Annotated in this window: 25 protein-coding genes; 9 read left to right on the top strand and 16 right to left on the bottom strand. The window is 61.7% G+C overall.

All coding sequences use genetic code 11. The annotated features are described in order from the left end of the window. Positions 1 to 74 precede the first annotated feature (74 nt). The 4 genes from L598_RS09050 to wecB all read left to right on the top strand — a co-directional run bounded on the left by L598_RS09050 (position 75) and on the right by wecB (position 4,714). The gene (locus L598_RS09050) at positions 75 to 1,634 is read left to right on the top strand and encodes a Wzz/FepE/Etk N-terminal domain-containing protein (protein ID WP_144861765.1); all 1,560 of its coding nucleotides are present in this window, start codon (positions 75 to 77) and stop codon (positions 1,632 to 1,634) included. A 44-nt stretch (positions 1,635 to 1,678) separates the two neighbouring features. Beyond that, positions 1,679 to 2,485: a CpsD/CapB family tyrosine-protein kinase gene (locus L598_RS09045; protein ID WP_144861763.1), complete on the top strand. Its 807-nt coding sequence runs from the start codon at positions 1,679 to 1,681 to the stop codon at positions 2,483 to 2,485. A gap of 103 nt (positions 2,486 to 2,588) precedes the next feature. Continuing rightward, positions 2,589 to 3,491, top strand: a complete 903-nt coding sequence (locus tag L598_RS09040; protein WP_144861762.1) for an AAA family ATPase — start codon at positions 2,589 to 2,591, stop codon at positions 3,489 to 3,491. Beyond that, positions 3,488 to 4,714, top strand: a complete 1,227-nt coding sequence (gene wecB / locus L598_RS09035) for a UDP-N-acetylglucosamine 2-epimerase (non-hydrolyzing) (RefSeq protein WP_281407381.1) — start codon at positions 3,488 to 3,490, stop codon at positions 4,712 to 4,714. The genes L598_RS09040 and wecB overlap by 4 nt, the downstream gene beginning before the upstream one ends. Here wecB and wecC read toward each other — a convergent pair. From wecC to L598_RS09020, 3 genes are read right to left on the bottom strand one after another with little or no spacing between them, the layout of a single operon-like run. Next, positions 4,670 to 5,926, bottom strand: coding sequence for a UDP-N-acetyl-D-mannosamine dehydrogenase (wecC, locus tag L598_RS09030; protein WP_144861760.1), 1,257 nt, complete (start codon positions 5,924 to 5,926; stop codon positions 4,670 to 4,672). The two genes, wecB and wecC, sit on opposite strands and share 45 nt — an antisense overlap. Before the next feature lie 23 nt (positions 5,927 to 5,949). Next, positions 5,950 to 6,714, bottom strand: coding sequence for a WecB/TagA/CpsF family glycosyltransferase (locus tag L598_RS09025; RefSeq protein WP_144861758.1), 765 nt, complete (start codon positions 6,712 to 6,714; stop codon positions 5,950 to 5,952). A gap of 16 nt (positions 6,715 to 6,730) precedes the next feature. Continuing rightward, positions 6,731 to 7,933, bottom strand: coding sequence for a hypothetical protein (locus L598_RS09020; RefSeq protein ID WP_246658690.1), 1,203 nt, complete (start codon positions 7,931 to 7,933; stop codon positions 6,731 to 6,733). 409 nt (positions 7,934 to 8,342) lie between these two features. Here L598_RS09020 and L598_RS09015 point away from each other — a divergent pair, with 409 nt between their 5' ends. Then, the gene (locus tag L598_RS09015; RefSeq protein WP_144861756.1) at positions 8,343 to 9,305 is read left to right on the top strand and encodes a glycosyltransferase family 2 protein; all 963 of its coding nucleotides are present in this window, start codon (positions 8,343 to 8,345) and stop codon (positions 9,303 to 9,305) included. On the opposite strand, the gene L598_RS09010 is transcribed toward L598_RS09015, so the two are convergent. From L598_RS09010 to L598_RS08960, 11 genes are all read right to left on the bottom strand, one after another. Then, on the bottom strand, positions 9,190 to 10,494 hold the full coding sequence (locus L598_RS09010) for a glycosyltransferase family 4 protein (RefSeq protein ID WP_144861753.1): 1,305 nt from the start codon (positions 10,492 to 10,494) through the stop codon (positions 9,190 to 9,192). The two genes, L598_RS09015 and L598_RS09010, sit on opposite strands and share 116 nt — an antisense overlap. A 16-nt stretch (positions 10,495 to 10,510) precedes the next feature. Further along, positions 10,511 to 11,731 carry a GNAT family N-acetyltransferase gene (locus L598_RS09005; RefSeq protein ID WP_144861751.1) on the bottom strand — a complete coding sequence of 407 codons (1,221 nt, stop codon included), beginning with the start codon at positions 11,729 to 11,731 and terminating at the stop codon, positions 10,511 to 10,513. 276 nt (positions 11,732 to 12,007) lie between these two features. After that, complete coding sequence (locus tag L598_RS09000; RefSeq protein WP_144861750.1) at positions 12,008 to 13,129, bottom strand: iron-containing alcohol dehydrogenase; 1,122 nt, start codon at positions 13,127 to 13,129, stop codon at positions 12,008 to 12,010. Between the two features lie 42 nt (positions 13,130 to 13,171). Further along, positions 13,172 to 13,939 (bottom strand): SDR family oxidoreductase, encoded by a 768-nt coding sequence (locus L598_RS08995; protein ID WP_144861747.1) that lies wholly within the window; start codon positions 13,937 to 13,939, stop codon positions 13,172 to 13,174. Positions 13,940 to 13,964: 25 nt separating this feature from the next. Next, positions 13,965 to 14,744, bottom strand: coding sequence for an SDR family oxidoreductase (locus L598_RS08990; RefSeq protein ID WP_144861745.1), 780 nt, complete (start codon positions 14,742 to 14,744; stop codon positions 13,965 to 13,967). An 80-nt stretch (positions 14,745 to 14,824) separates the two neighbouring features. Continuing rightward, positions 14,825 to 15,892 (bottom strand): ABC transporter substrate-binding protein, encoded by a 1,068-nt coding sequence (locus L598_RS08985; RefSeq protein ID WP_246658689.1) that lies wholly within the window; start codon positions 15,890 to 15,892, stop codon positions 14,825 to 14,827. A 10-nt stretch (positions 15,893 to 15,902) separates the two neighbouring features. After that, positions 15,903 to 16,226, bottom strand: coding sequence for a hypothetical protein (locus tag L598_RS08980; RefSeq protein ID WP_186444973.1), 324 nt, complete (start codon positions 16,224 to 16,226; stop codon positions 15,903 to 15,905). After that, positions 16,223 to 16,981, bottom strand: a complete 759-nt coding sequence (locus L598_RS08975; protein ID WP_144861743.1) for an ABC transporter ATP-binding protein — start codon at positions 16,979 to 16,981, stop codon at positions 16,223 to 16,225. Before L598_RS08975 ends, L598_RS08980 begins: the two co-directional genes overlap by 4 nt. Then, the gene (locus L598_RS08970) at positions 16,978 to 17,784 is read right to left on the bottom strand and encodes an ABC transporter permease (protein WP_144861741.1); all 807 of its coding nucleotides are present in this window, start codon (positions 17,782 to 17,784) and stop codon (positions 16,978 to 16,980) included. Before L598_RS08970 ends, L598_RS08975 begins: the two co-directional genes overlap by 4 nt. Beyond that, positions 17,781 to 18,587 carry an ABC transporter permease gene (locus tag L598_RS08965; protein ID WP_144861739.1) on the bottom strand — a complete coding sequence of 269 codons (807 nt, stop codon included), beginning with the start codon at positions 18,585 to 18,587 and terminating at the stop codon, positions 17,781 to 17,783. The genes L598_RS08970 and L598_RS08965 overlap by 4 nt, the downstream gene beginning before the upstream one ends. Before the next feature lie 141 nt (positions 18,588 to 18,728). Next, positions 18,729 to 19,262 (bottom strand): 2,4'-dihydroxyacetophenone dioxygenase family protein, encoded by a 534-nt coding sequence (locus L598_RS08960; protein ID WP_144861737.1) that lies wholly within the window; start codon positions 19,260 to 19,262, stop codon positions 18,729 to 18,731. A gap of 181 nt (positions 19,263 to 19,443) precedes the next feature. Here L598_RS08960 and L598_RS08955 point away from each other — a divergent pair, with 181 nt between their 5' ends. Together L598_RS08955 and L598_RS08950 are read left to right on the top strand one after the other, a co-directional pair. Beyond that, entirely contained in the window at positions 19,444 to 20,250 is an 807-nt protein-coding gene (locus L598_RS08955; protein WP_144861735.1) for an IclR family transcriptional regulator, read from the top strand. A gap of 114 nt (positions 20,251 to 20,364) precedes the next feature. Further along, positions 20,365 to 21,093 carry an SDR family NAD(P)-dependent oxidoreductase gene (locus tag L598_RS08950; protein WP_144861732.1) on the top strand — a complete coding sequence of 243 codons (729 nt, stop codon included), beginning with the start codon at positions 20,365 to 20,367 and terminating at the stop codon, positions 21,091 to 21,093. Here the strand turns inward: L598_RS08950 and L598_RS08945 are convergent. After that, positions 21,016 to 22,506 (bottom strand): O-antigen ligase domain-containing protein, encoded by a 1,491-nt coding sequence (locus L598_RS08945; protein WP_144861730.1) that lies wholly within the window; start codon positions 22,504 to 22,506, stop codon positions 21,016 to 21,018. The two genes, L598_RS08950 and L598_RS08945, sit on opposite strands and share 78 nt — an antisense overlap. A 199-nt stretch (positions 22,507 to 22,705) precedes the next feature. Between L598_RS08945 and L598_RS08940 the strand changes: the two genes are divergently transcribed. Both L598_RS08940 and L598_RS08935 read left to right on the top strand, forming a co-directional pair. After that, positions 22,706 to 23,857, top strand: a complete 1,152-nt coding sequence (locus L598_RS08940) for a glycosyltransferase (protein ID WP_186444972.1) — start codon at positions 22,706 to 22,708, stop codon at positions 23,855 to 23,857. Further along, entirely contained in the window at positions 23,854 to 25,065 is a 1,212-nt protein-coding gene (locus L598_RS08935; RefSeq protein ID WP_144861726.1) for a glycosyltransferase, read from the top strand. Before L598_RS08940 ends, L598_RS08935 begins: the two co-directional genes overlap by 4 nt. 3 nt (positions 25,066 to 25,068) lie before the next feature. On the opposite strand, the gene L598_RS08930 is transcribed toward L598_RS08935, so the two are convergent. Further along, the gene (locus tag L598_RS08930; RefSeq protein WP_144861724.1) at positions 25,069 to 26,724 is read right to left on the bottom strand and encodes a glycosyltransferase; all 1,656 of its coding nucleotides are present in this window, start codon (positions 26,722 to 26,724) and stop codon (positions 25,069 to 25,071) included. Positions 26,725 to 26,795: the final 71 nt, after the last annotated feature.

Below are 26,795 nucleotides of genomic sequence, written 5' to 3'. Positions count from 1 at the left end.
ATCCAGTCTGGGCTTAAGATCGATTTGCGCGGCGCCATCTGGCGATCTCTTATTCGGGCTTGGGCTTCTTCTCGATGGGCGACATAGATATCAGATTCTACCTTTCCATCCTTCTCAGACGGCTGCCATATTGTCTCGCGATACTGGTGCTCGCGACAGCGGCGGGCGTGACGATCGCCTACATGCTGCCCTCCGTCTATCGCGCGAGCGCCAGAATTCTCGTCGAGGCACCACAAATTCCCGCAGAATTGGCGCGCTCCACTGTCCCGGTCAGCGCTTTCGAGCAACTTCAGATCCTCGGTCAGCAGATCACCACCCGCGAGAATATGCTGGCAGTCGCCGAGAGGCTCCATGTCTATGGCGACGACTTCAGCAAGCTTTCGAGTGCGGATGTGGTGGAGGATATGCGCTCGCGTACCACCTTCGAGCAGGTGGTGATGGATGCCTCGCGCAGCGGCGAAGGCGTCATAGTCTTCGCCGTATCGTTCGACCATGGCGATCCGGTCATTGCCGCCAAGGTGGTCAACGAACTGGTGAGCTTCATCCTGGCTCGTAACGCACGCACGCGTGCGGACCGGGCAGAGGACACCTTGCAATTCTTCGCTGCCGAAGTGGACCGGCTGGGAGCCAATCTCACCCGTCTCGACCAGGAGATCCTGCGTTTCAAGAACAACAACAAGGACGCGCTTCCCGACAGCCTTGAGTTCCGCCGCAACCAGCAGCGCGGCGACCAGGAAAGATTGTCGATGCTGGAGCGCGAGGAAGCGAGCCTGCGCAGCCGACGCAACAATCTGGTGCAGATGTTCGAGACGACAGGGCTCGTCACCAATGCCGGTCCGGCGACCGTCGAGCAGCAGATGCTCCAGGATCTGAACAGGGCGCTGAGCAGCCAGCTTGCCATCTTCTCCGAGGACAGTCCGAACATCATTGCTCTCAAGGCGCGCATCACCGCTCTTCAGGAGAAGGTGTGGGCGGAAAACAGGACCAATGCCGGAAAGGAGGGGAAGAAAGGGCTGTCGGAACTTGACCTGCAGCTTTCGGATATCGATGAACGCCTGCGTTTCATTGCCGAGGAAAAGACGGCGATCGCGCGCAATCTCGAAAACCTCGCCAGGTCCATTGCGGCTACCCCGCGAAACGAGATGACCCTTAATGCGCTCGAGCTCGAACGGGGCAACGTTCAGGCCCAGTACAAGACAGCCACGGCCAAGCTTGCCGAGGCCTCGACGGGGGAGCAGATCGAGGCACGCTCTAAGGGTGGACGCTTCTCCGTGGTCGAGCCGGCAGTGCCTCCTGAAAAGCCGATAAGCCCGGACCGCAAACGCATCGCCGCCGCGGGGGTCGCCGCCGGCATCTGCCTCGGCCTCGGTTTCGTCGTGCTGCTGGAACTCCTCAACAAGAGCATCAGACGTCCTGCGGAGATCACGCGCTTCTTCCAGGTCCAGCCACTGGCCACCGTGCCTTACATCCGGACGGAGAGGGAAGGGTGGTTGCGCAAGAGACTAGTAGCGGGCGGCGCTGTGGCAGCGGGAGCAGCAGCGGCCGTTCTTCTTCTGCTGGCGACCTACTACCGGGTCCCGGCGAGCAAGGACGCGGCTGGAAACAGTGCTGACATTGTTAGCAGCGCCATGTGATCCGGCAGCACCGGACCTTCAAGATCAAGAACGGCGGGAAATAAATGGAACATATTCGCACGGCACTGCAAAAGGCACGGGAGCAGCAGGGACGGCCATGGGTCGAAGAGGTGCTGCCGCCGCCCCTGCATGCTCATCAGATTGAGGGAGACGCGCTCTGGTCAAGGCTTCCGGGGCGTAGAGCCGACCCTGTGCTGGCCGGCAGAAAACGCGTTGTGACGGTCGGTCGCTCCGACCCTTCTCATACGGCCTTCGATATCCTGCGCACGAAAGTGCTTCAGGCTCTGCGGCAGAACAAATGGACCTCGATAGCGATCACATCGCCCACGCCGGGCTGCGGAAAGACCATAGTCGGATTGAATCTGGCCTTCAGTCTGGAGCATCAGAAAGATTGCCGGACGGTGCTTGTAGACCTAGATCTGCGGCGCCCCCAGGTGGCCAAGACCCTGAACATGTCGGGTCCTCGTCCGCTGGAGAGTTTCTTGCGGGGCGAGAAGCGGATCGAGCGCGCCTTTGAGCGCTATGGGGACAATCTTGCGATTGCCGCCAATGACCGGCCGGTCAGATTTGCGGCGGAATTGCTGCAGTCGCCCGAGACAGTCGGCATCCTGAAGGATATGGCGCGCAGGCTTCGGCCGGATGTCGTCATTTTCGATCTTCCGCCAATGCTGGCCAATGACGATGTGATGGCGTTCGTGCCCAATGTCGATTGCGCGATCCTGGTGGTAGCGGCGGAAGCAACCACCATGAACGAGGCTGATCTGTGCGAGCGGGAACTATCCCAAAAGACGAACGTTCTCGGAATTGTCCTCAATAAATGCAGATATATGCCCGATAAGTATGGATATTGATTGAATATAATACTTTCAACTTAGCCACACTAATCAATATAAATATCTAGTTTTAGAAAATATATAGTGGAATAAAATATAAAAAACTACTCAGGAGACCGTTGTGGGTGTAGCGGGCGGCACTTTTCTGATCTATGCGGAATATTTCGGATTGAAGGCGAGACCGTTCAGCCTGCTGCCGGAAACCGAATCTCTCTTCTGGTCCGTCAACCATTCGCAGGCCTATGCCATGCTGGAATACGGCCTGACGAGCCTTGCGCCCATAACGCTGATCACCGGCGAGGTGGGAGCGGGCAAGACCACCCTTATCCGCTATCTCTTGCGCAATGCGCCGCATGATCTGCGCATCGGACTCGTCTCCGACGCGCATAGCCAGCAGGGCCGCTTGCTTCACTGGATGTTGACCTCCTTCGGTCAGTCGGTGAAGAGCCGCACGCCTTATGTCGAACTCTTCGCCCGTTTCGAGACGCTTCTGAGGGCGGAGCATGCGGCCGGACGTCATACGGTGCTGATCTTTGACGAGGCGCAGAACCTTTCGGCGAAGATGCTGGAGGAACTGCGCTGCTACACCAATCTGAACAATGAGAAGGAAGAGCTGCTTCAGCTCGTTCTCGTCGGCCAGCCGGAGCTTCGCGACATCGTACGGCGGCCGGGCATGATGCAGTTTGCGCAGCGCGTGTCCTCGGAATTTCATCTTGCCGGCATGCCGGCCGATGCAGTGCCGGACTATATCGCTCATCGGCTGAGGGTTTCAGGCGGGGAGCGGGAAATTTTCACGGCCGATGCCTGCGAAGCGGTGTCCGATGTGAGCCGCGGCCTGCCGCGTGTCATCAACCAAGTTTGTGACTACGCCCTGGTCTATGCCTTCGCGCAGGAACGGAAGCATGTCGACCGGCGGATGATCCGACAGGTCGTGGCCGATCGCGGAGTCACTTTGAACAGCATGACGGAGGCGCCTGCCCCTCGTGCGACGCAGTTGGAATGGGGCTTGCCGGTATGGACATGAAACGTGAAGCCGCAGGAGACATGCGCAAGATCCTCGTCGTCTATGGCACGCGGCCGGAAGCGATCAAGCTTGCGCCACTAATCGAGGAAATGCGTCATTCGCGCTATTGCCGGCCTGTTGTGGCCGTGACGGGCCAGCATCGCGCCATGCTGGATCAGGTGAACCAGCTCTTCGCGATAACGCCCAGCCACGACCTCAACGTCATCACCGAGCGCCAGCGACTGCAGGACATCACCGGCCGGGTGCTCGAGGGCGTGTGCCGGGTGATCGAACTCGAAGCGCCCGCCGCCGTTCTGGTGCAGGGCGACACCACGACCTGTTTTGCCGCGTCCCTGGCGGCCTTTTATGCAAAGGTGCCGGTGGTTCACCTCGAAGCGGGCCTGCGCACGCGCGACCCGTACAATCCATTCCCTGAGGAGATGAACCGCCGCATCACCACCCAGCTTGCCGCCGTGCATCTGGCGCCGACCCAGACCTCCAAGGCCAACCTCCTGCGCGACGGGGTGCCCGAGCAGGTCATCACGGTGACGGGCAATACGGTCATAGATGCACTTCTTAACGTGGCTTCCCGAGACCTTGTGCCCTCCAATCCAGATCTGGCGAAACTGGCCGGCAGGCGCAGTGTGCTGATCACCTCGCATCGCCGTGAATCCTGGGGCGAGCCGATGCAGCGCACCGCAAGCGCGATCGCAAGGCTGGCAAGGACGTTCCCGGAAATCGTCTTCGTGCTGCCGGCACATCTCAATCCGGTCGTTCGCGAAGTGCTGCTGCCACCGCTTGCCGGTCTTGCCAATGTGGTCGTCACCGATCCGCTCGATTATGGCGATTTTGTCTGGATGATGAACGCATCGACGATCGTGCTTACCGACAGCGGCGGCGTGCAGGAGGAAGCCCCGACGCTCGGCAAGCCGGTGCTCGTGATGCGCGAATCCACCGAGCGGCCAGAGGCGGTTGCAGCCGGCACCGTCCGTCTTGTCGGAACCGATGAGGAGTTGATCTTCGCCGAGGTCTCGACCTTGCTTACGGATGCTGCGGCCTATGAGATCATGGCGCGTGCGGTGAACCCCTATGGCGACGGCCTTGCGTCGCTGCGTTCGGTGCGGGCGATCGAGAATTTCTTCGGTTTCGGCGCGCCACCGACCGAGTTCGATCCCCTGCCGATGCTGCCGGATATGGCCTCAGCGCCAGGCGCCGCGCGTGTCGTAGACCACCTTGCCGTTTAGTCGCGTGTTGCGGATCGCCTTGAAAGGCTCATGCTCGACCAGGAGCACGACGATGTCCGCCCTGTCCACCGCGGCATGAGCACGCTCCATGCGAAGATTGGAATATTCGGACAATAGAGGCGGAACCTCATCCACATAAGGGTCCGACAACAGGATCTCGATATCGGGAAGCGCCCCGGCGATCAGCCCGACCACCTCGATGGCCGGGCTTTCGCGAATGTCGTCCACATTGGCCTTGAAGGTCAGGCCGAGGCAGGCGATCGTCGGGGTGCGGAAGCGGCGCGCCTTTTCCGCCACCTGTTCGGCCACATGATGCGGCCGGCGATCGTTCACCTGGCGTGCGGTGCGGATCAGCGGCGACTGCTCTGGCGCTGCCGCCACGATGAACCACGGATCGACGGGAATGCAATGGCCGCCGACGCCGGGACCGGGGCTCAAGATGTTCACGCGCGGATGGCGGTTGGCGAGCCGGATCACCTCCCATACATCGATGTGCAACGTCTCCGAGATGAGCGAAATCTCGTTGGCGAAGGCGATATTGACGTCGCGATAGGCATTCTCCACCAGCTTGGCCATCTCGGCGCTGGCGGCGTCCGTTACCAGGATTTCGCCCTTGGCGAAGACGCGGTAGATGGAGGCGGCACGCTCGGCACATTGCTGTGTCAGCCCGCCGACCACGCGGTCATTGGTGACGAGCTCGATCATGATGCGGCCAGGCAGGACGCGTTCGGGACAATGCGCCACGAAGATGTCGGCGCTGGTCTCGCCGTCGCCCGGCATCCTGAGGTCCGGCCGCAATTCGCTGATCCAGCGGCCGACCTTTTCGGTGGTTCCGGGCGGCGAAGTGGACTCCAGAACGACGATATTGCCGTGCCTGAGGTGCGGGGCGATCTGCTTCGCTGCCGCCTCGACATAGCTCAGATTGGCGGTGCGGTCGCCATTGAAAGGAGTGGGCACGGCGATGATGTAGGCATCGGCCTCGGGCGTTTCCGTGGTCGCTTTCAGCCTTCCCATTGCCACCGCGCCGCTGACCCCGATGGCAAGATCGGGCTCCACAAAGGGCACTTCGCCGCGCGCGATGGCCGATACTCTCTCTTCGTCGGTATCGACCCCGACAACCTCGATGCCGCGTGTCGCCAGCGCGACAGCGGTCGGCAGGCCGATATATCCCATTCCGAGAATGGCGATGCGCCCGGAAAATACGTCACCCATGAAGCGCCCTCGCACCCGTTCTGCTAATTGTCGGTTGTCATGGCCTCGGCGGGTGCGATCAGCTCGCGCGCCGTCAGCAATATGAAGGCCGTATTGGTCGTCAGATAGCGCCAGGCAAGCCGGCGCGGTTCCTGCAACAAGCGGTAGGCCCATTCCATGCCGATCTTCTGCCAGGCGACCGGCGCGCGTTTCGTAATGCCGGCAAGTACGTCGAAGGACCCGCCGACGCCGTGCAGGACAGGCACGTCGAGTATCGGTCCGAAGGTGCCGAGGAAGACCTCCTTCTTCGGCGACGGCATACCGAGAAACAGCATGTCGGGGGCGATTGATCTGATCTGCGCGGCGATCCTCGGCGCTTGCGCCTCATCGAAATAGCCGTCATGGCTGCCTGCGATCCGCAGGCCGGGAAAGCGCCGGAGGAGCTGAGTTTCCAGCGCCTTCAGAACGTCCGGACGGGCGCCGAGCAGGTAGATCGAACGCTGCTCCTCATGGGCAAGCTGCAGGAGCCGCTCGAAGACGTCTATACCGGCAATGCGCTCCGGCAACGGACGGCGCAGGAGCCGGCTTGCCCAGACGATCGATTGGCCGTCGGCCAGAAGCAGGTCGCAATCGAGCAGTGACTTCCTGAGCAATGCATCCCGGCGCAGCTTGATGACCTTGGCGGCGTTCAGAACGCCGATCAGCAGCCTTCTGCGGGCTGCCAATGCCGTGCGGCAGCTTTCGATCACCTCGTCCATGTTCATGGCGTCGAGGCGCAGCCCGAACAACAGTCGCTGTTCCCGTTTCATTGCGCTCCCCGCACGATCAGCCAGCCGCCCGCGGCCGCAGTCCCTCCACCGCGCCTTGCGACAGCCAGGCATAAAGGAGCCAGCCAAGTTCGTAAGGCCGGCATTCATAGTCGATCCGATTGGCGGGGAAAGCGGCGTCGAGTCCTGGCAGGTGGAGGCCCGGCGCAAGGGAAGTGGTGAAGGCCGAGATCGCTCGCACGGCCTTGTTCGGCTCGCGCCGTCCGACCTTCCTCCAGATGACCTTCTCGCGCTCCGCCACGAGCGGCTTGTTCACTTCCGGATGTTCGTCCAGCCATGCAAGCCCGCTGATGATGGCGCGCCAATGGGCGGTGCCGCCGGCTTCGCGCAGGTCGAGCAGCGCCATCGGCCCCATGGCATGCTGGTGGACGCTGTAGACGGGATAGCCTTCGACGACCTTGCCGGTTCGGGTGTCGTAGTGCCACCACCATTGGCCTGACGAGCCTTGCAATTCACAGATGCGCAGAGCGCAGGCATCGGCCGATGCTAGCGCTGATGCGTCGTTGCGGGCGACGGAATAGCGCGCCAGCCCCTGGATGGAATAGACCTGGTCGGCGAAGCAGCCGATATGGGCGCGCAAACGCCCATTGGCGGATGCCGGCAGCTTGTGCGGGAAAAGGCCGGAGGGGCCTTGTTCATGCATCAGCCTTTCGGCAGCGTACGTTGCGAGTACCCTCGTGTCGCCCAGATGATTTGCCGCCAGCGCGGCGATCAGCGTCCAGGCGCAATCCACCGTATCGACCGGAGCGTTCGAGGCAAACAGGACTGACAGCCGCTTGAAAAGCGGCGCAGCGAAGAAATTACCGGCTTCTGCTGCTGCCCAGGCGGCCAGGGCGACAGCACCCGGATCATCGGAGAGTTCGCCGCGGGCGGCGGTGAGCCGGGCCAAGTCGGCAGCCGACATGCCGGCGAGGATCTCCCTCTGTACATCCTCATCCACATAGGCAAGGCCGAGCGCCACATTGGTCGCATAACGCAGGCTGTCGCCTTCCGGCTGAACCCAAGGACCGCTGCGCGTTCGCACGGGGCGCACCGTATGGGCGAAGGCGTCTTTCCTGAACATCTGCGGAAGGCCGGCCTTGGCCAGTTCCACAAATTCTTCGGTGCGTGCCCGCGTCGCCGGCGATTGCACCCCGAGGGCCCGAAGACGATCGAGGGGGAATATTTCGAGACGCTCGGTGGAATTCGGCCTTCTATTCATGCCGGAAGCCAATCCATCATCAACCTTTTGTTTGGCGATCCTGTATGCGGCGAATTGAGAGACTTGTTGCACGGTATGTTCCCGTCCAGGGTGCTTTGCGAGGACTGTGGTTCTTCGATCGAAATATTGGCAATGCCTGAAAATGCGGAACAAGTTCCATGTCTCGCAGATCGCCAATACCCGCTTCGATGCTATTGAATCCGGCCAAAGATTCCATTGGCCTGAAAGTGTTAGGCGGTCGCCGGAGGATATCGCGATCGTGTCGCGGTCTACCCCGATCGGACTATGCCGGCGTCAGTCGGATATGCCCTCTCACCTGAAGTGCGGTTGCTTTAACCCGCCAGGTCCGCGCGACAATCGTCCTTCCATGGGGGATACTCTCGGGGTGGTTGGAGGGAACAGGCAACGCATGAACATCCCACCAAGAGACCAGACCAGGCCGGACGGAAGTGCCGGCCTGGGAACGCCGCCCCTGGCGGTCGTTGTTGTGACCTACAACAGCGCATCCGTCATTTCCGGCCTGCTCGACTCGCTGCCTGCCGGTCTCTCCGGCATTCCGCGCGTCGAAGTGATCATCGTCGACAACGATTCCAAGGACCGGACCGTGGAACTGACGGAGGCTCATACCGTCCAGCCGAAAGTGATCCGCATGGGCCGCAATGCAGGCTATGCGGCGGGCATCAATGCCGCGTCGTTTCTTGCCCCGTCCGGTGCCGATCTCTTGATCCTCAATCCGGATATCCGCCTGCGGCCGGGCACTGCCGCTACCTTGCGAGAGCGCCTGCGTGACGGATCGGTCGGCGTCGCGGTGCCGAAGGTACTGCATGAGGACGGCAGCCTTGCCCATTCGGTTCGCCGTGAACCTTCCATGACGACCGTCTGGGCCGATGCCCTGCTCGGCACCCGCCGGGCGGCGCGGCTCGGACTTGGCGAGATCGTTGCCGACCGGTCAATCTACGAACGAGGCGGCAGCGTCCAATGGGCGACGGGAGCGATCCTCATGGTGTCGGCTCGCGCCAGACGCATTGTCGGCGAATGGGACGAGTCATTCTTTCTCTATAGCGAGGAGGTCGACTACCTGCGACGTGTTCGCGAGAGGGGAGGTTCGGTCGTCTATGTACCGGAAGCCGAGGCAGTTCATATCGGCGGCGACTACCAGCACAATCCTTACCTGTCGGGTCTGATGACTGCCAACCGGATAAGGTACTTCCGCCGGCACCATGGAGTTTTGCCGACAGGGATGTTCCGCCTCGGCATCATCGCTGGCGAAACAATGCGCTTTGCGCTGGGACCGGGCCATCGGGCCGCTCTGCGGGCGGCGCTGACGATGCGGGTGCCGGTGCCGCGGCAGGGTGCAGCCCTCCCTTCATGACCTCGGCATAAATGCGGTCCATGCGATCGAGCTTCGCCGCCCACAGCGCGGTTTTCGCCACATGCTGTCGTGCCGCGTTGCCCATGCGGAAGCGCAGCATCGGGTCACCGCACAGAAGCCGGATTGCTTCGGAGACATCACGGGCCAGGGCCTCGGGTGTGGAAACCGGCAGCCTTATCGCGCAGCTGTCGTCCGTTGCGCTGCCCGGTCCGCCCCGGTCCACCACGATCAGCGGCAGGGAATGCCCCATGGCTTCGAGCGCCACATTGCCGCCCGGCTCGCGATAGCTCGGGAAGACGAAGATGTCGGCCCGCCGGTAGAACTCGGCCACCTTGGCTTTCGGTTGCCAGCCATGCAGCGTCACGCGCTGGGAGAGCCCGAAATTTTCGATCAGCCGCTCGCATTCTGCGCGTTCAGGGCCATCGCCGACAATGTCGAGACGGACCGGCAATCCCTTGAGCAGGGCCATTGCGCGAATAACGTCGCGTGCGCCCTTTGTGCGCACAAGGCGGCCCACATGGAGCAGACGGACCGGCCCGGCCCGGCCCGACCGGTCTACCGGCGGAGGTATCTCGTCCAGCCCGGTTTCGCTCATCACTTCGAAACGGGGCAATGGAATGTCCGAAAGCTCCTCGCGCACGTAATCTGCGATGCCCAGAACGCAGTCCGCCATGCTGTATGTCCGCCGCAACAACGGGTCCCGCCGCCGACGGAAGCCATCGAGTTTGCGCAGCGACATGAACCAGGGTGCGGTGTCCTCGTCGGCGGCAAAACCAGGCGGCGACGACAATCCGCCTCCAACCGGCCCGATGACAAAGGGAATACCAAGGCCGGCAACCGGCGAGGGATAGCGCATGGCGACCGGCACCGGCTGATGCGCAAGGTCGAAACGCTCGCCGGCGGCAAGCGCCTGCCTGATCCAGTTGCGCGCCCGCCAGTAAAAGGGGATATAGGCCGGCTTCAGCATACTGTTCAGCCGCTCGGCCCGTCCCATCAGGGGCGGCTCCGTCCACTCCACCACACGCATATGCGGCAGTTGACGGGCGGCGGGCGTCTTGCCTCGCTTGTGATAGGTCAGGAGCGTTATGTCGTGTCTTTCGCCGAGCCGGTGCGCCCATTGATAGGCCACCCAAGCCTCGCCGACATCCTCGCCGTCACAGGTGGGAGCTATGAGCAGGAGCCTGGCCATCGGAATCCGCCCTTGTTCACGAAGGTCTGGTCTTGCGGGCGTGGCTGCGCCGCAATGCCGTCTTCAGCCGCCGCCCCCAGCTCGTTTCCTCGATGAAATGCTTCGCCCTGTTGTTGAGCAGGGAAAGAGCCGAATAGGCCATGAGGACAAGGATGGTGCGCGGGCGCGGCGAGCCAATTAGGACGTCGCAGTCGAAGCCGGCAGAGTGACCGAAGGCAGCCTTGTATTCCGCATCGCCATGGCCGTAGTCGAGGCGGGAGATGTCTAGGTTGGCACACAGGTCCCCGATCATCTTGAGCATGGTGAAGCGGCCCACCGAATCCTTCGTGTATTCCGGATCGAATCCGGGCGTACCTATGAAAAAGGTGTCGCCATAGGCCATGCCCGTCCAGAAGGCGACAGGACGCTCGTCGAGATAGAGCATCCAGGCCTTGTACCAGCCCTTTTCGAGGCCAAGCTTCATCAATCCCTTGTCCAGCGCAGAACCCATGAAGCCGACGCCCATCCCACGCTGATAGGTGCGCGAGGCGACCGTTTCCATGTCCCCGAGGAGGTCCGGCAGTTCCTCCGGCCGTTCGAAGCGCTGTAGCCGCAGCCGGTCCCCGTAGTCCTTGAGCAGTTGCCGCTCGTGCCGGCGCAGATTGCCTCTTGTTTTCGCTGAGCGGGTTGAAAGGAACGTGTCGAAGGAATCGGGAATGCTCGCTATCCAGCGGCGCGCCATAGGCTGGCCATTGGCGCGCCTGAAGGGGGAAACGGATTCTATGAAAGCGGCGTACAGACTGCTGTCCACCAGCACGTTGCGCATGAGAATCAGGTCGGCAGCGCCTTTCTCCAGCGAGGCCAGCAGATGGCGGATGACCAGGTTTTCGTCTTCCCGGCTTTCCGCGCCGAGTATGCCGCCGAAGGCAAGCACGATCGCCCGGAATGTCGCTCGCCCGAATATAGAATAGCCGAAGCGAAAGGAGACTGGCAGATTCTCAAGCCTGGCGACAGCCATCAGGTCGCGCCGCCCGGGACGCCGGATATGGATGACATGCGGCGCCAGGATCTGCTCGGCATTGCGCACCACGGTCAGGAAATAATCGATGTCGGAATCGATCTCGGCAACCGGGAGGGAATGCCAGGCGGGACGAAGTTTCTCGACCGCCTCGAAAGTCGTGGCGATTGTCACCGTAACCGCATCGGCGGCCTTGCTGGCCACCAGAGGCTCCATCTTCAAGCCGGAAATATAGGACATCGGACGGTCTTCCCTGTCTGTCCGGGAGAAGGCTACCCGAGCAGCAGGCGGCGGGCCATCGACCCTGTCGGTTTCTAAAGGCGTAAAACGCTCGCCAATAATGCTTATGTTCGCGTTTTTCGGGGCCGCCTTCGCTTCGACACTGTCCGAATTTCAATCATCGCGGACGAAAAGCCGTACAAGAGGCATATCCTCGGCACATTTGAGACAGACGGCTGTTTGGTTGTTTGCGCTGCCGTCTCGTTCGAGCCTTGGACGGGGGGTCGCCACGCAGAACTACGTCACGCTTTCGAGAACTTCCGCATAGTCGGCTGCAGTCAGCCGGCGCGGATTGGTCTGATGACTGTGGTCGGCCAGGGCTCGCTCACACGTCCAGCCGAACACATCGCGCGTGATGCCAAGCTCTGAAAGTTTTTCGGGTATGCCCAGCCGGCGATTAAGCTCGTCGAGCGCATCAGCAAGTCTGGTGGACGACGGCAGGCCGACCGCCTTTTCCAGGCGGGCGATCTTTTCGCCTGCGGCATCGGCGTTCCAGCGCAGCACCGGCGGCATGAGTATTGCGTTGAGCGTGCCGTGATGGAGCTTCAGTGCCTTTAGTCCCCCGAGCGCGTGGCTGAGCGCATGAACCGCCCCCAATCCTTTCTGGAAGGTGAGGCCCCCTTGGAGCGCACCCATCATCAGCTCGCTGCGCGCGGCAAGATCAGAGCCATTCTCGAATGCTGTCGACAGCGCCGACCAGATGCGTGCGAAGCCGTCGACAGCGATTGCCTCGGCCGGCGGATTGAAGCGCGGCGACAGGAAGGTCTCGATGCAATGGGACAGCGCGTCGAGGCCAGTGGCGGCCGTCAGGTGTGGTGGCAGGCCCAGCGTCAGTTCCGGATCGCAAATCGCCCGCCTGGGGATCAGGTGCGGGCTGATGAAACCAAGCTTGCGTTCGTCCTCCAGCGTTATCAGAGCCGCGCGTCCCACCTCCGAACCGGTGCCGGCCGTGGTGGGAATGGCGATCAGCGGCGCGACCGCTGGCGTGATGCGCGGGATGCCGCCGAGGATTGCAGCATATTGTTCCAAATCACCTTCATGGGTAGCCAGCAACACCACCCCCTTGGCAAGGTCGATGGGCGACCCCCCGCCGAAGGCCACGACGCCATCACAACCTTCCTTGCGATAGACGGCGAGCGCCGCTTTCGTCGCGCTTTCTGTCGGATTGGTTGGCACGTCAAGAAAAGTGGGCGCGTCGGGTGCATGCACCTTCAGTCGCTCAAGCAGCCCGGCGGCTGCGATACCGTGATCGCTGACGATCAGCGGGCGAGAAATCCCAAGATCGCGCATGGCGTCAGGCAGCGAGGCGAGTGCACCGGCACCGAAATTGATTGTGGTCAGATATGTGATGATGTCCATGTCGTCCTCCGCAACTGTCTATCGCCGTCCGTTGCGGCCGGGTCAGGTAATCAGATAGCCGCCGTCGATCGGTAGAATCACGCCGGTGATGAAATTGGCGACCGGCGAGGCCAGGAACATGACGCCACCGACGATGTCCTGCGGTTGGCCCCAACGCCTCATCGCCGTGCGCGCGATTATTGCCTCGTTGCGCCCTGGGTCGGACTGCAATGCGGATGTCAGTGGCGTTGTAATCCAGCCGGGGGCCACTGCATTGACTCGAATGCCCTCATCGGCATAGGCGATGGCCAGCGACTTTGTCATCTGGCCAATGCCGCCCTTGCTGGCCGAATAGCCTGGCACCAGCCCGCCGCCCTGAAAGGTCAGCACCGAGGCCAGATTGACAATCGCGCCAGCGTCGGAACGCGCCAGCAGGGGCCGTGCCGCCGCACAGACGCGCATCGAGCCAGTCAGGTTTATATCTACGACGGAAGCAAAAACATCTGGATCGAGTTCGTCTCCACGCCGGATGATGCCGGCACAGTTTACAACCACGTCGAGCACATCGAGCGAAGCCACCAACGCCTCGACTGCTGAGCGGTCACGCACGTCGAGCTGCCGGAAGCATAGCGCGGAAGAAGCATTCGCCTTCGCCGCCTCGACCTCTGGATCAGTCGCGCCAGTGGCGGTGACACTTGCCCCCGCTTCGGCAAATCCGGCCGCGATGGCCGCTCCGATGCCGGAAGTCCCTCCGGTCACAAGCACGCTCTTTCCCGCAAAGAATGGGCGGGCCCAGCCGGGATCAGCTACGGCGCTTTCGTCGATGGTCATGTCTGCCTCGCTGCCTTTGCCAGCGTCACAGCGTCGAATTGATCGCGCCGCCATCAAGCAGGATGTTTTGGCCAACGATATAGCCGGCATATTGGCTGCACAGGAATGCGCACATTGCCCCGAATTCTTCGGTGGTGCCGAACCGTCCCGCAGGATTGGCCGCATAGGCTTGCGCCCGGGCCTCCTCGACGGTGATGCCTTTGTCGCGTGCAGCGCTGCTCATGAGCGATTCGATACGCGCGGTCTCGTGCTGGCCCGGCAGCAGATTGTTGATGGTCACCCCATATTGTGCCACCTGGCGCGATGTGCCTGCGACGAAGCCGGTCAGCCCGCTGCGCGCTGCACCTGAAAGGCCGAGTACGGGGATTGGAGCCTTCACCGAGCCGGAGGTGATGTTGACGATGCGTCCCCAGCGACGCTCGATCATACCCGGCAGGACGGCCGTGATGAGATGGATCGGCGAGAGCATATTGGCGCGGATCGCGGCCTGCCACTCCTCTTCGCCCCAGTCGTACCACATGCCGGGCGGCGGGCCGCCTGCGTTGTTGATGAGGATGTCGGGCGCAGGTGCAGCCTCCAGCAGCTTGGCGCGGCCTTCCGGCGTTGTCACGTCACAAGCGACAGGGGTTACCTTGACCCCGTATTTCCGTGCGATCTCGCTTGCCGCCTTCTCGAGGGGCTCCTGCGAGCGCGCATTGAGGATGATATCAACGCCAGCCTCGGCAAGTTTTTCCGCGGAGCCCCTGCCGAGCCCTCTCGATCCGCCGCAGACGATGGCAGTTTTGCCCTTGATTCCAAGATCCATCGGTAAACACTTTCCGTTTTATGCGCCTTCGTGGCGCGGGGTGGTTGTCCCGCCGACTCGAGGCGGCGGGACGTGCCATGTCAATCCTTGGGAGTGAAGGTGTAATCCTCTCCGATCATAGCCTCGGCCGGGATTTCCGGCAGATCGGAGAACAGCTCCGGCTGCTCTTTCATGACATTGACGATATGCGTGGCGTTCATGTGTTTGTTCACGTCAAACGTACTGTCGATGAAGCCCAGGCGGTGCAGTGTCGAAACGGCGGCGTGAAGAGCCTCGTAATTGTTGGCAGAGAGCCGCCGGTCGGCTTGCTGGATGTTGTAGCCCATCGCTTCCTCGGCAACCGCCGGGTCGAGACCAGGTATCCATCGGGTCGCCACCTGGGCGGCGTCCTTGGGATTGGCGCGCATCCACTGGTCGGCTTCCGAAAGAGCGGCGAGGTATTTCTCGATCGTGTCGCCGTTCTCGGCTACCCAGTCGCGCATGGCGACATTGAAGCCGACATAGGAGATGTAATTGCCGCCGCGCACGACCTGATAAGCGCCTGGCACATCCTTCTGGGCGACGATCGGCCAGGGATCCCAACCGACGAAGGCGTCGATGCCACCTGACAGCAGCGCCACAGTCATATCAGGAGGCGGGGTGTTGACCAGTTCCACTTCGTCGACCGACAGGCCGGCAGCCTCGATCAACGCGAGGATGTATAGGTGATTGATGGTGCCGAAAGAAGCTGCGACCTTCTTGCCTTTCAGCGTCGAAAGATCGTCGCCATCGATCCCTGAGCCCTCACGCGCCACGAGGGCCATGGTGGTGTCGGAGCCGAGCTGCGCGGCGTTGCCCGAATAGTTGCCGAGCGCTACGAGATCCATCCCGCGCACGACAGCGCCAATCATGGGCACGCCGACCTGAACGGTGTCCACCTCTCCTGCCTGCAGCGCATTGAGTGAATCGACACCCGTCGCATATGGGTTTGCGATAGTCACATCGAGGCCGTGCTTTTCGAAAAAGCCTTGTTCGAGCGCGATCGGCAAGCCGAGCTGGTCGATACCGGAGACCATGCCTGCGTTGAGTTCGATGAGGTCGTCCTGCGCACTTGCGGCAATGGGTGCCGCCAGTACCAGACCGACCGCCAATGCCAGTCGTCTAATCATTATCTCCTCCTCATGTCAGCGGCTCCACCCGTAGGACCCAGAAGGGCCTGGCGAGTGCTTTCAAATCCGCCCTGTTGACCCCGCGCACCTGCACGGAGTTTTCCTTCGTGCCCGAGACCCGCCCGAGTTTCTGGAATTTCTGGATGTGAAAGCGTTCCGGCGGAAAGGCCAGAGTGACCAGCACGTCGACCCTCCGTCCCTCTTGCGGAATGCCTTCACCGATCTTGCCGGCTGCCGCGACGCTCAACCATACCTGCCAACCGACAATCGCGGTGATCACGCCGATCACCACCTTGCCGCGTGTCGAATATATGGCGTCGCGAAGCATGCTCATGCCGAGCGCACCAGTTGCAGCACCTGGTTGGACAGTGCCTTAAACTTGTCGTCCTCGACCAGCCGCTCCCAGGAGCGTGGCCGTGCCAGCGGAATTTCGACCTTCTCGAGCACAAGTCCTTTCGACAGCACGACAACCCGATTGGCCAGGAACACAGCCTCCGAAACGTCGTGGGTGATGAAGACTACGGTTGGCCGCCGTTCCTCCCAGATGCGGGTCAGCTCCTCCTGCAGCGTCATGCGCGTTTGCGCATCGACGCTGGCGAAGGGCTCGTCCATGAGCAGCACGTCCGGATTGTTGGCGAGCGCACGCACCACGCCCACGCGCTGCTGCATACCGCCGGAAAGCTCGGCGGGATATTGGTCGGCTGCGTGCGACAAACCGGCGAGCGCCAGATATTCTTCTGCGATCTTTGCCCGCTCCTGCTTGCCGACGCCGCGCATCTTTGGACCGAAGGTGACGTTTTCAGCCACCGTCTTCCAGGGAAACAGAGCATGAGATTGGAACACGACCCCGCGATCCGGCCCCGGCCCCTTAACCTCGCGTCCATCCACCAGGATGCGTCCGCTGGTGACGGGCACGAAACCTGCGATCATGTTAAGGATCGTCGATTTGCCGCAGCCTGAAGGTCCGACCACAGCGACGAAATCGCCTTCCTTTACATTCAGCGACACGTCCTTGATCGCGGTGAGCTGGGTACCGCGATAAGGGTCGAAATAGGTTTTCGAAAGGTTTTCCAGAGCCAGGCTTTTCATGACGTCACCAATCCCCAGCGCTGGCCCGTCGCGCGCTCGATCGGCGCTAGGAACCAGGAGTCAACGATGTACCAGAGCACGCCGAGCACGATCATGCCGACGACGATCTCTTCCACGGAACCGGCGCGGCGCGCATCGAACATCAGGAAGCCGATGCCACTGGTGCCGACGATGATCTCGGCGGCAATCAGCGCGCGCCAGCCGTAGCCGAGCCCGTTGCGCAGCCCGGTGATGATGTTGGGCAGCGCGCCCGGCAGCGTCACTTCGAACAGGATGCGTGCAGGTGAGGCGCCGAGGCTTTGTGCGGCGCGACCCAGTTCGGGCTTGACCGAGCGGATGCCGAGCACAGTGTTCAGCACAACCGGGAACAATACGGTGTAGACGATCACGAAGGTCATCGTCGTGAGCCCGAAGCCGAACCAGACCAGCAGGATCGGCAACCATGCAATGTCGCCGATCGCCTGGAAGAACAGCAGGATCGGCCAGGAGAATTCGTGCGCCTTGCGATTAAGCCCGATGAAGACGCCGAGCGGAATGGCGATCGCCATGCCTGCGGCCGCCCCCACGGCCAGACGCGCCAGACTGTCGGCGAGATATTCGCTGAGGATGCCCTTGTAGGTAAGATCCCATCCCGTTTGTACCACCTCGACCGGGCCAGGCAGGAACACGGGCGGGAAGATTTGCAACCAGGCGATGAACCACCAGGCAGCGATCAGTGGAATGAAGGGAACGAAGGCGGCGAGTGCCGGCCAGCGCTGCGACCAGCGGACATAGCAGCCCCATATGGTGTAGAGTGCCGTCATGACCGCTGCACGAGCCCCCAGCGTTCGATCGTGGCGCGCTCCAGCGGTGCCAGCAGCAGTCGGTCGAGCACCAGCCAGATCAAGCCGATGACGATCATCGCAAAGACGATCACTTCTGTGCGGTAGAAGTCGCGGGCCAGAAACAGCATGTAGCCGAGCCCGACATTGGTGGCGATCATCTCCGCGGCGATCAGTCCGCGCCATGCGAAACCCATGCCGGTACGGATGCCGGTGACGATGTTTGGCAGCGCGCCAGGCAAGAGCACCTGGGTCAGCATCTGCCAGCGTCCGGCACCCAGCGAAGCGGCGGCGTGGCGCAGCGGCATCGGAATGGTCGAGACGCCCAACAGCGTGTTGTAGGCCACGACGAAGAACACTGCGTTGAAGATGACGAAGGTGATGGCGCCGAAACCGTAACCGAACCAGAGTGTCGCGATCGGGATCCAGGCAATGCCAGCCAGCACGGAGAAGAAGCGGAACAGTGGCGTCAGAAAGTCGGAGACGCCCTTACTGACACCCATGGCTATGCCGAGCGGCACGGCGGTGACTATCGCGAGCACCGTGCCGACCGAAACCCGCAGCATGCTGGCGCCGACATGGGCGGCCAGGGAGCCGTTGGCGATAGTTTCCCAACCCGCACGCAGCACGGTCGGAACGTCCGGGAAAATGCGGGGGTTGACGTCGAACGCCGATACAACCACCTGCCACAGCAATACAAGCAACAGCAGTGGCGCGACGAATTTCACCGCCTGCCAAGTCCGCCTGTACGGCACCGGGGAGAAAATAACCGCTTCGTCAGCCATGGCGTGGCTGGCCCGATTTCGTCATGCGGATTTCCGCCTCGTCAGAAACCATCTTTCTCTCGTATCGCCAGCTTGACGCCGGCCTCCGTAAGGTTCGAACTTTCCTGAACTTGTATGCGGGGACGCTCTATAAAAGCGTGTTCAGCGGATGAACTGGTCGATGAAGTCGGCCCCGAGACCGTTCCCGGTATAGTGGGCACGGCATTTGTCGATGCGCGTGAAGACATCGTCATAGCCGATGGTGTTGCCGTCCGGATCGACATAGATCATGGCGCCATTCACCTGGAACAGCGTGATCATTTCCTCCACGTGATCGTCGACCACAAGAGTGTGAGTCTCGCCGGGCGCCTCGTAGACATACCCACCCTCGCGCGCGATCCAGTCATGCTCCAGGTAACGCCACTCGCCTTTCAGAACGAAGCCATGAACAGGGAGAGGATGGCGATGACGCGAAAGCACGCCGGACTTCCGAACCTTAAGAAGGTTCATCCAGTAGCCGCGCGAAACGCACATCAGCAGCGGGCGGAACCAAACATTCTCCTCCACGGGCACCCACACGCGCTCGTCCGCCGGTATCGCATCGGGAATGACGAGTTCCGGCGGGGATTCAGGCGGCTGCGCCTTCCTGTAGGGGACCAACTTCCCGTCGCCGGCATCCGGCTGATGATCTGTCATGCTCCTCCTCCCAAAGGCAGCCCAACCACTTTCAGCGGCACTTCGTCCTGCCGATCCAGACAGGGCGATACCGAAACGGAAATACACTTGAACATATTGACCATAATATGGACAATATGCCCACATTATCGATGGCGTATCGATCAATTGTCAAGCGTCATCGGATGAAGGGATATCCGGCATGAGCAAGACTACCTCCGGTCCAAGGGTTCAGCCTGTGCGCGCGCAAATTCAGGGCACTGCGTCCTTCTCGAAGTTCATGACCGTTCTTCAGGCGATCGCCGATGAACCGACCCGGCTCGATTTCGCGAAGCTGACCAAGATTCTTCCCTATCCACGAGGCACGCTCTATCGCATCGTCACGGCATTGCTGGCCGAAGGGCTTATTGCCGAAAGCCTTGAAAATGGCACCTACCAGCTAGGGCACAGGCTCATTCAGCTGGCTTCACGGAGCTGGGAGACCTCGGATCTGCGCTCCATAGCACGCGACCACATCGAAGCTCTACGCGATGCCACCGGTGAGACAGTCCATCTCGCGGTGCCGAGCGGCAATGGCATGGTTTACATCGACAAGCTGGAAAGCCCCCGTACCGTGCGTATGACATCACGTATCGGCACGCGGGTCGAACTTTATTCTACCTCGGTCGGCAAGGCATATCTGGCAGGATTACCGGAGGAGGAGTGCCGCGCCATTATCGAGGGGATGGATCTGAAGCCACGAACCCGGAACACCATCACTGACGCTGACGCTTTATACGCTGATATCCAGAAAAGCCGCGCGCAAGGATATTCATATGACAACGAAGAAAACGAGGCCGATATCCGCTGCTTTGGCGGCACCATTTTTGATCGTTCGAGGCGGCCAGTCGGCGCGGTAAGCCTCAGCATCCCGATCTATCGCTATAACAAGGAATTGGCAAAAGCATATGTCGAGAAGATTCAGGAGACCGTGCAGGCCATTTCCGACTCTATGGCAACCATTGTTTGAAAACGCGCCGACGCATGAAACCTTGCATTGACCTCTTCTGGTTCGATTGTTATCCAATATATGGTCAACTTACCCATATAGTGAGCATCAAATTTTCTCCTGAAAGAACCGGCCATGTCAGACGCAACCTATAACTTCAGCGGTCGTGTGGCGGTCGTTACGGGAGGGTTGCAGGGGATTGGTGCAGCCATCGTGGCAGCTTACCGGCAAATGGGGGCGACCGTTGTCATCTGGGACATGGCGGCTGAGGATGATCTCGGGGCTGGTCAGCTCAAGGTCGACGTATCGGACGTCGGTTCGGTGGACCGGGCGGCTGACGCAACATTAAATGCGCATGGCAAGCTCGATATCTTGGTCAATAATGCTGGTTTCGCCGGTGCTACGTTGCCGGTCGAAAGATACGATCACGATGCGTGGGGCCACATCATCAATGTCAATCTCACGGGCACTTTCAATGTATGCCGCAGACTCGTGCCAGCGCTGAAAGCGAATGGCTGGGGACGCATCGTCAACATCGCGTCGCTTGCCGGCAAGGAAGGCACCCCGAACGCCGCTGCCTACAGCGCATCAAAGGCAGGCGTGATCGCTCTTACGAAATCCCTTGGCAAGGAGCTTGCCGGAAGCGGCGTCTTGGCGAATGTCGTTGCGCCTGCGGCTGTTGATACAAGTTTGCTCGATCAGATGAGCTCCGAACATGTTGCCGTTATGCTGGCCAAGAGCCCGATGGGTCGTCTGGGTCAGCCGCGGGAGGTTGCCGAAATGGTCCTATGGCTCAGTTCCAACTCGTGCTCGTTCAATACCGGCGCGGTTTTCGACCTCTCGGGCGGGCGTGCCACGTACTGAATTACGACGATCACCGTGAGCATCCGAACGCCTTGCCGCCAGTGAAGCGGCATGGTGTCCGGAATGCTGGCCGCCGATATCGGCGATCCACATGCCGCTGCCGAGAACGAACAGGAAGAGCACATAGGTGGCGTTCCAGAAATAGACCGTCCAGCCGGACATGAAAAAGCCGGTCATGGCAATCAGATAGGCAGTCCGGTAGACGCCTGCCCGTTCGTCGAGCCCCTTCTTGAACGCGACGGTGAGCACGGCCGCGAAGAAGCCGATGACCATGAAGAGCTCGGCCGGTACGCCGTGCCGGACAGCGTCGATGATCCAGAACATGTCGATGCTTGTCGTCATCCAGGACGCGCGCTCCCATTCGTTGAAGCCGACGCCGAAGAGCGGATGCTTCATGGCCGACGCCATTCCGTGATCCCAGATCTGCAGCCGGACGCGTGCCGAGGATTCGTTGAAGGCGAAATAGGAGATGAATATCGCCGGCAGCGAGCGATTGGAGAGCAACTCGGCCGACAGGCCCGCTATGAAGGAGAAGCCGAGAAGGATCTTCCAGCGCTCCTTTATGCTGCCGGCCGCCCAGTTCCAGCCGATGAGCATTCCTTGCGCACCCAGCGCGCTCAGAGGTCCGGAAGAAAGCGAAAAGAATGCCGCGCCGATGACGACTGCGTTGCGTGTCCAGCGACGAAAAAAGCTTTCCTTGTAGCCGAGCACAAGATGGGTGAGCGCAAAGATGCTCGCGGCGCAAACGCCGAACAGGATCGGATGCTCGAAGATCACATGCGCCCGCCGCAATCCCCAGCGCGGATCGAGCATCGCATCTGGAAAGGTCGGATAGATCATGGCGAGGATTTCGCGTGCGAAATTGCGTCCGGTAATCGATTCCAGCATTGCAAAGGGCAGGAGCACGGCCACGATGCGAAACAGAAGCAGCACCGTATTGTAGAAGTCATCAGCATCCCGGATGTAGCAACGGGCGATCATGTAGGCGCCCATGGTCTCGATGAAGATAATACCTCCCGGCTCCAGCGAATAGCTGAAGCCATGCACCGCGATGATGGCCAGGAAGCACCAGAAACAGTAGGCGAGCAGTGCCAAATCCGCGATCCTGATCCGCCCGACCTTCCCGGACAGCCACATGATCAGGCAGGGGATGAGCCACGCGATGAGGACGAAACGGTAGGCAGACATCCTGATCGGCCCGATGGTGATGATCCACGGCACGAGCTGCGAAAGCAGGAAGAGGGTGATCGGCAGCGGCAGCTTCCTGCTGCGGGCGTCGGTGGCGCTCTCCGCCTGCGGCTGAGCACGTGCCCTCGACCGTTCCCTTGCCCGAGGGACCGGGGCTATGCGCTGCGGCATCACGGCTGGCCGCATCGTCCCTGCCTGCGCCCCCATCTGCGCCCTTGTCTGCATGTTGCCGCCCCGTCCGGTCCGTTCATCCGTAGTGAAAACGCGCTCCCCGATGGAGTTACAGCAAGGGGGTGCATCAAGGCGATTAGTCCCTTTGATGGATGCTGGGTGGAATTGTCTTGCCTCTGCGATCGTGAAACTCTGATCGCGATCCTCTCGGCCTTGTGCGCGAGAGGATATGGTCTACCGGGCGGGAATATCCATGAGCCGAGTTCTGCTCGTCACCCACGAGGCCTCGCGGTCGGGCGCGCCGCGGGTGGCACAGCTCGTTGCCGGATGCCTGATGGAGCAGGGACACGATGTCCGGATGGTCTCGCGCCGTGCCGGGCCCCTGATGGCGGAATTCCGGGCAATCGCGCCGACCCGTATGGAGCCCTTGTGGCGGGTGCGCCGACGCCTGTGGGATTTGCCCGGAGCATGGGGCAGGGCTATAGCGCGCGTCTTCGACATGGGCTGCGCCCTGGCCACCCTGCTTTTGGCGCGGCCGGACCTGGTCTATGTCAATTCGTCGTCGGCGGCGATCTATATCCGACCGGCGCGGCTGTTGCGCCTGCCGGKGGKGCTGCATTTCCATGAATCCGCGGAGGTGTTCGGCCCTTTCCTGGAACAGGCCGCTATTGCCGTGATGCCGGCCGGCATTGCCCTCGTCGCCTGCTCGCCAAGCGTGGGAGGCGATCTCGAACGGCTTCATGCCGGCAAGCCCGTTGCCCTCCTGCCTTCCATACCGGACGGCGCCCGTGTGTTAACACTGTCATCGGAGCCGCCGGGCCGGGATTATACGCCGCAAGAATTCGTCGTCGGCTGCTGCGGTCGCGTCGAGCATCGCAAGGGAGCCGATCTGTGGGTCGAGGCGTACCGGCGGGTACGGCAAGCCCTCCCTGAGCTTCCGTTGCGCTTCCTCTGGGTGGGGGAGGGTGCTCCCCCTGAAGGGGCGGAGAAGATCGAGGGGATTGAATTCCTCGGCCCTTCGGACAATCCCTACGCCCATATGCGGCACTTCACCGTTGCCACGCTGCCGTCGCGGGACGATCCGTTTCCGCTGGTGGTGATGGAGGCGATGCTCCTCGGCAGGCCGATCGTCGCCTTCGCCGTTGGCGGCGTATCCGACCAGATCGGTGATGCAGGCATCCTGGTCCCGCCCGGCGACGTGGAAGGCTTTGCAAGCGCGATCGTGGATCTGCTTTCGGACGAAGTAAAACGGCTCGAGCTCGGCGAAAGGGCGATGCGGCGGGCGCAGAGGGAATTTTCCCGCGAGGCATTCGCCGCGCGGCTGGCGGCCATAGTGGAGGGAGCGCTCGGCACTGCGGCGCGCTGCGCGGATGCGGGAGCGATCAAGGAGGAGGCCCAGGCATGACCGTGAAGCAGCAAGGCGTATCCCTCGTCTGCGTCTTCAACAATCCCGAGGTCCGCCGGGATTGCCTCGACCGATCGATCGCGGGCCGGGCGGAGATTGATTTCATCCCTGTCGACAATACCGCCCACGCTTTCACCACGGCCGGCGCAGCCCTCAATCACGGGGCGCGGAAGGCTCGGCACGACGTCGTGATATTTGTGCATCAGGATGTCTACCTGCATTCGATCGACCGTCTCCTTGAAGCGGCCGCGCTGCTTCGGAAAGAAGGCCGATGGGGAATGCTCGGCGCGCTCGGGGTGACCTCCGCCGGTGCCCTCGTCGGACGGATTCGCGACCGCGTCCAGCTCCTGGGAAGATCGGCGCCGCATCCCGTTCCCGTCGACAGCCTGGACGAGGTGCTTTTCATGGTTCGGCGCAATCTCGTTCTGGAGGATCCGCTGTCGGAGCATCAGGACCTTGCCTGGCACACTTATGCCGTCGAATACGGGTTGCGGGTGAAGGCGCACGGGCTCGAGGTGGGTGCGGTCGATCTCGCTATCACCCATAACAGCATGACGACCAATCTGGCCCGGCTCGATGTCGCCCATCGGAAAGTCGCCGCCATGCATCCCGGTGCTGTTCCGGTTCGCACCACCTGCGGCACGGTGGGCGGCGACGAGAGGGACCGCATGCGCACATGGCCGGTCATCGGCCGCCATGGCTGGCGCTATCAATGGCTGCAGGAATCCCTGCTTGCGACGCGGGCACGGTGGCAGCTGCGTCTTCCCGCAGTGATCTGCGACATCCGCCGCGATGTCGACCTGCTCGAGGTCGGGCACGGCCGTGTGCTGCATGTGGTCAATGTCGACGGAGACGGCAGTTTCGCGCCTTATGAGACGGAGCCGCTGCGGCTATTGCGCCGGGGCGGCGCAGTCTGCCTCCGGGCTGTCGCTTCGCCTGTGGAGCTCGTTGCCGCTTTGCGGGAGGTGCCGGGAAAGGATTCTGCACTCGTCACCCATCTTTCCATGACTGATCTCGCGCCTTTGCGGATGTTGCTGCAGGACAGCCCCGTGCCGGCGCTTATCGGTGTGCATGACGGCATGTTGTGGCTCGTGACGGGACCTGCCGCCGCGCGCTTGCCTTCGGCATGGCAGCAAAGGCGCGCCATTCCGCTCGGCGGGGGCGGGCGCGTCGGATGGCGGTCGGAGCCTGAATTACTAGATATCTGAACATTACCGAAGCAGCGGACGATGGCTTCTGATCCAGCGCAGGCCCGCCCCGACGTGACTGCGCAGCGCAAAGACGGCCAAGTGCCATGTGGAAGGACGATGCGGAGCTCTGGCCAGCACCTCCAGCACCTTGCGCCGCGCGGTGCGGAAGTCTCCGACACGCTGTCTTGCGAATGTGCCATGGGTGACCGAAGGGCTTAGTTCGCTGTGCCGGACAGTGGCAGGCGCGCTGCGGCCCGACATGACCTGCCAGAGACAGAGGCCGAGATCGCCTTCCTCGGCAAGGCTTGCAGCCGCCGGAATGGGATGCGGTGAATGGATGAGCGCATCCGTCTGCGCATAGACGAGACCAAGCCTGTCCAACCATCCTGCACCGACATTGCGGGCAAGCAGCCGCTCCCGCAGTGCGTTTCCCAGCGCCTTACGCTTTTCCGGTTCCCGCATCAGAGTAACAGCGCGCTCGATATAGTCCTCCCGGCTGGCAGGATTGGAAAGGATTTCCCAAAGCGCGTCGTCATTGGCGACGAGCAAGGGGCTGAGGGGTGCGGGGGCGGGCACGACCGGCAGGCCAGCCAGCGCCGCTTCCAGCAGTGCTGTTTGCGAGCCGAAAGGGAAGCTTTCAAGATAGATGTCGGCCGCCGCGCGGTAAGCGGAAGGGTCCTCGATTTCCCCGACGAAATGCAGACGCGGATGCAATGGGCCGGCGATGTGACGGGCAATCCCTTCCGCGCTTTCTCCGACGACGTAGAGATGCGCCCTCGACTCGCGGTCAAGGATCGATGCTGCCACCGCTACGAAATCATGTTCGCCGCAGGACCGGTATTTCTCGGCCCTCCCGACACTGATCAGGACGACCTCGTCTTCTCCCATGCCAAGCTCGTGACGGACAGCCTTATTGTCCGGTAGCACCGGAGGGTGGGCCAGCGGAACAGGAAGGACGACGCCGCGCTGCAGGAAGCGTCTGTCAAGCGAATGGGAAATGGAAGCGCTGCGCAGATTGATTACGAGGTCGGTCACCGAACTGCCGAGCCAGAATATGTGTTCGGCATGATTCASCMCCGCCMCCGGCGGCAGCCCGCCGACCGCAAAGGCGACGACAGGCAGTACATCCCAGGCGGAATGATGGAGCACGACGAGATCGGCATCCCGTCTCGCCAGACGCCGTAGGAAAAGCGCGCGTTCCATGCGCGAAGAGGTTTCGGGCAGCCTCGTTATCGTGCCGCCGCTTCGACTTATCGCCTCCTTGACGCCCGGCGGTATCGGAACATCGTCCTGAAAGGCGAGCACGATCGAATGGCGGGACGTATGATCCTCACGCGCCCAATGCATCAGAGTGCGGGTGTGGCCGCCTATGCTGCTGACGCGGTCGATATAATGCAGGACGCGGCGGACGTTATCGGGCTCGACCGGTTCGTCGCCGTCGCTCTCGGCAGGCTCCTTTAGCTCTGCCCCGATATGCAGGGCGAGGTTTTCGATGGCGCCGTCGGCGAAGCGGCCCGTGTGGGACGTGGCCGCGAACTGGGCGGCGGCTTCGATCTTGCGCAGAACGGTTTCCGGCTTCGAAAGATTCGAGCGCATCCCGATCTCGCCCAACAGCCATTCATAGGCATCGCTGTTGGCCGCCAGAAACTGTTCCGTTCCGATCGGCAATGTCCCCAAACGACGGCTCCCCTGACCCTGGTCATCCGGTTCCAATGCTGGAAATGCGAGCCGATAATGCAAGACAGAAG

The sequence above is a fragment of the Mesorhizobium sp. J18 genome, from assembly GCF_007829525.1.
Lineage (GTDB): Bacteria > Pseudomonadota > Alphaproteobacteria > Rhizobiales > Rhizobiaceae > VLJP01.
This window is presented reverse-complemented; position numbering and strand designations above follow the sequence as displayed.

Bases quoted from the DNA above. Each gene is read 5' to 3' on its own strand.
- L598_RS09020 (WP_246658690.1), bottom strand. From the start codon at position 7,933: ATGAATAGAAGGCCGAATTCCACCGAGCGTCTCGAAATATTCCCCCTC.
- L598_RS08935 (WP_144861726.1), top strand. From the start codon at position 23,854: ATGACCGTGAAGCAGCAAGGCGTATCCCTCGTCTGCGTCTTCAACAAT.
- L598_RS08975 (WP_144861743.1), bottom strand. From the start codon at position 16,981: ATGAAAAGCCTGGCTCTGGAAAACCTTTCGAAAACCTATTTCGACCCT.
- L598_RS08955 (WP_144861735.1), top strand. From the start codon at position 19,444: ATGAGCAAGACTACCTCCGGTCCAAGGGTTCAGCCTGTGCGCGCGCAA.
- L598_RS08995 (WP_144861747.1), bottom strand. From the start codon at position 13,939: ATGACCATCGACGAAAGCGCCGTAGCTGATCCCGGCTGGGCCCGCCCA.
- L598_RS08950 (WP_144861732.1), top strand. From the start codon at position 20,365: ATGTCAGACGCAACCTATAACTTCAGCGGTCGTGTGGCGGTCGTTACG.
- L598_RS09000 (WP_144861750.1), bottom strand. From the start codon at position 13,129: ATGGACATCATCACATATCTGACCACAATCAATTTCGGTGCCGGTGCA.
- L598_RS09005 (WP_144861751.1), bottom strand. From the start codon at position 11,731: ATGTCCTATATTTCCGGCTTGAAGATGGAGCCTCTGGTGGCCAGCAAG.
- wecC (WP_144861760.1), bottom strand. From the start codon at position 5,926: ATGGGTGACGTATTTTCCGGGCGCATCGCCATTCTCGGAATGGGATAT.
- L598_RS08960 (WP_144861737.1), bottom strand. From the start codon at position 19,262: ATGACAGATCATCAGCCGGATGCCGGCGACGGGAAGTTGGTCCCCTAC.
- L598_RS09010 (WP_144861753.1), bottom strand. From the start codon at position 10,494: ATGGCCAGGCTCCTGCTCATAGCTCCCACCTGTGACGGCGAGGATGTC.
- wecB (WP_281407381.1), top strand. From the start codon at position 3,488: ATGAAACGTGAAGCCGCAGGAGACATGCGCAAGATCCTCGTCGTCTAT.
- L598_RS08970 (WP_144861741.1), bottom strand. From the start codon at position 17,784: ATGACGGCACTCTACACCATATGGGGCTGCTATGTCCGCTGGTCGCAG.
- L598_RS08985 (WP_246658689.1), bottom strand. From the start codon at position 15,892: ATGATTAGACGACTGGCATTGGCGGTCGGTCTGGTACTGGCGGCACCC.
- L598_RS08945 (WP_144861730.1), bottom strand. From the start codon at position 22,506: ATGCAGACAAGGGCGCAGATGGGGGCGCAGGCAGGGACGATGCGGCCA.
- L598_RS08980 (WP_186444973.1), bottom strand. From the start codon at position 16,226: ATGAGCATGCTTCGCGACGCCATATATTCGACACGCGGCAAGGTGGTG.
- L598_RS08990 (WP_144861745.1), bottom strand. From the start codon at position 14,744: ATGGATCTTGGAATCAAGGGCAAAACTGCCATCGTCTGCGGCGGATCG.
- L598_RS09015 (WP_144861756.1), top strand. From the start codon at position 8,343: ATGAACATCCCACCAAGAGACCAGACCAGGCCGGACGGAAGTGCCGGC.
- L598_RS08965 (WP_144861739.1), bottom strand. From the start codon at position 18,587: ATGGCTGACGAAGCGGTTATTTTCTCCCCGGTGCCGTACAGGCGGACT.
- L598_RS09045 (WP_144861763.1), top strand. From the start codon at position 1,679: ATGGAACATATTCGCACGGCACTGCAAAAGGCACGGGAGCAGCAGGGA.
- L598_RS09025 (WP_144861758.1), bottom strand. From the start codon at position 6,714: ATGAAACGGGAACAGCGACTGTTGTTCGGGCTGCGCCTCGACGCCATG.
- L598_RS09050 (WP_144861765.1), top strand. From the start codon at position 75: ATGGGCGACATAGATATCAGATTCTACCTTTCCATCCTTCTCAGACGG.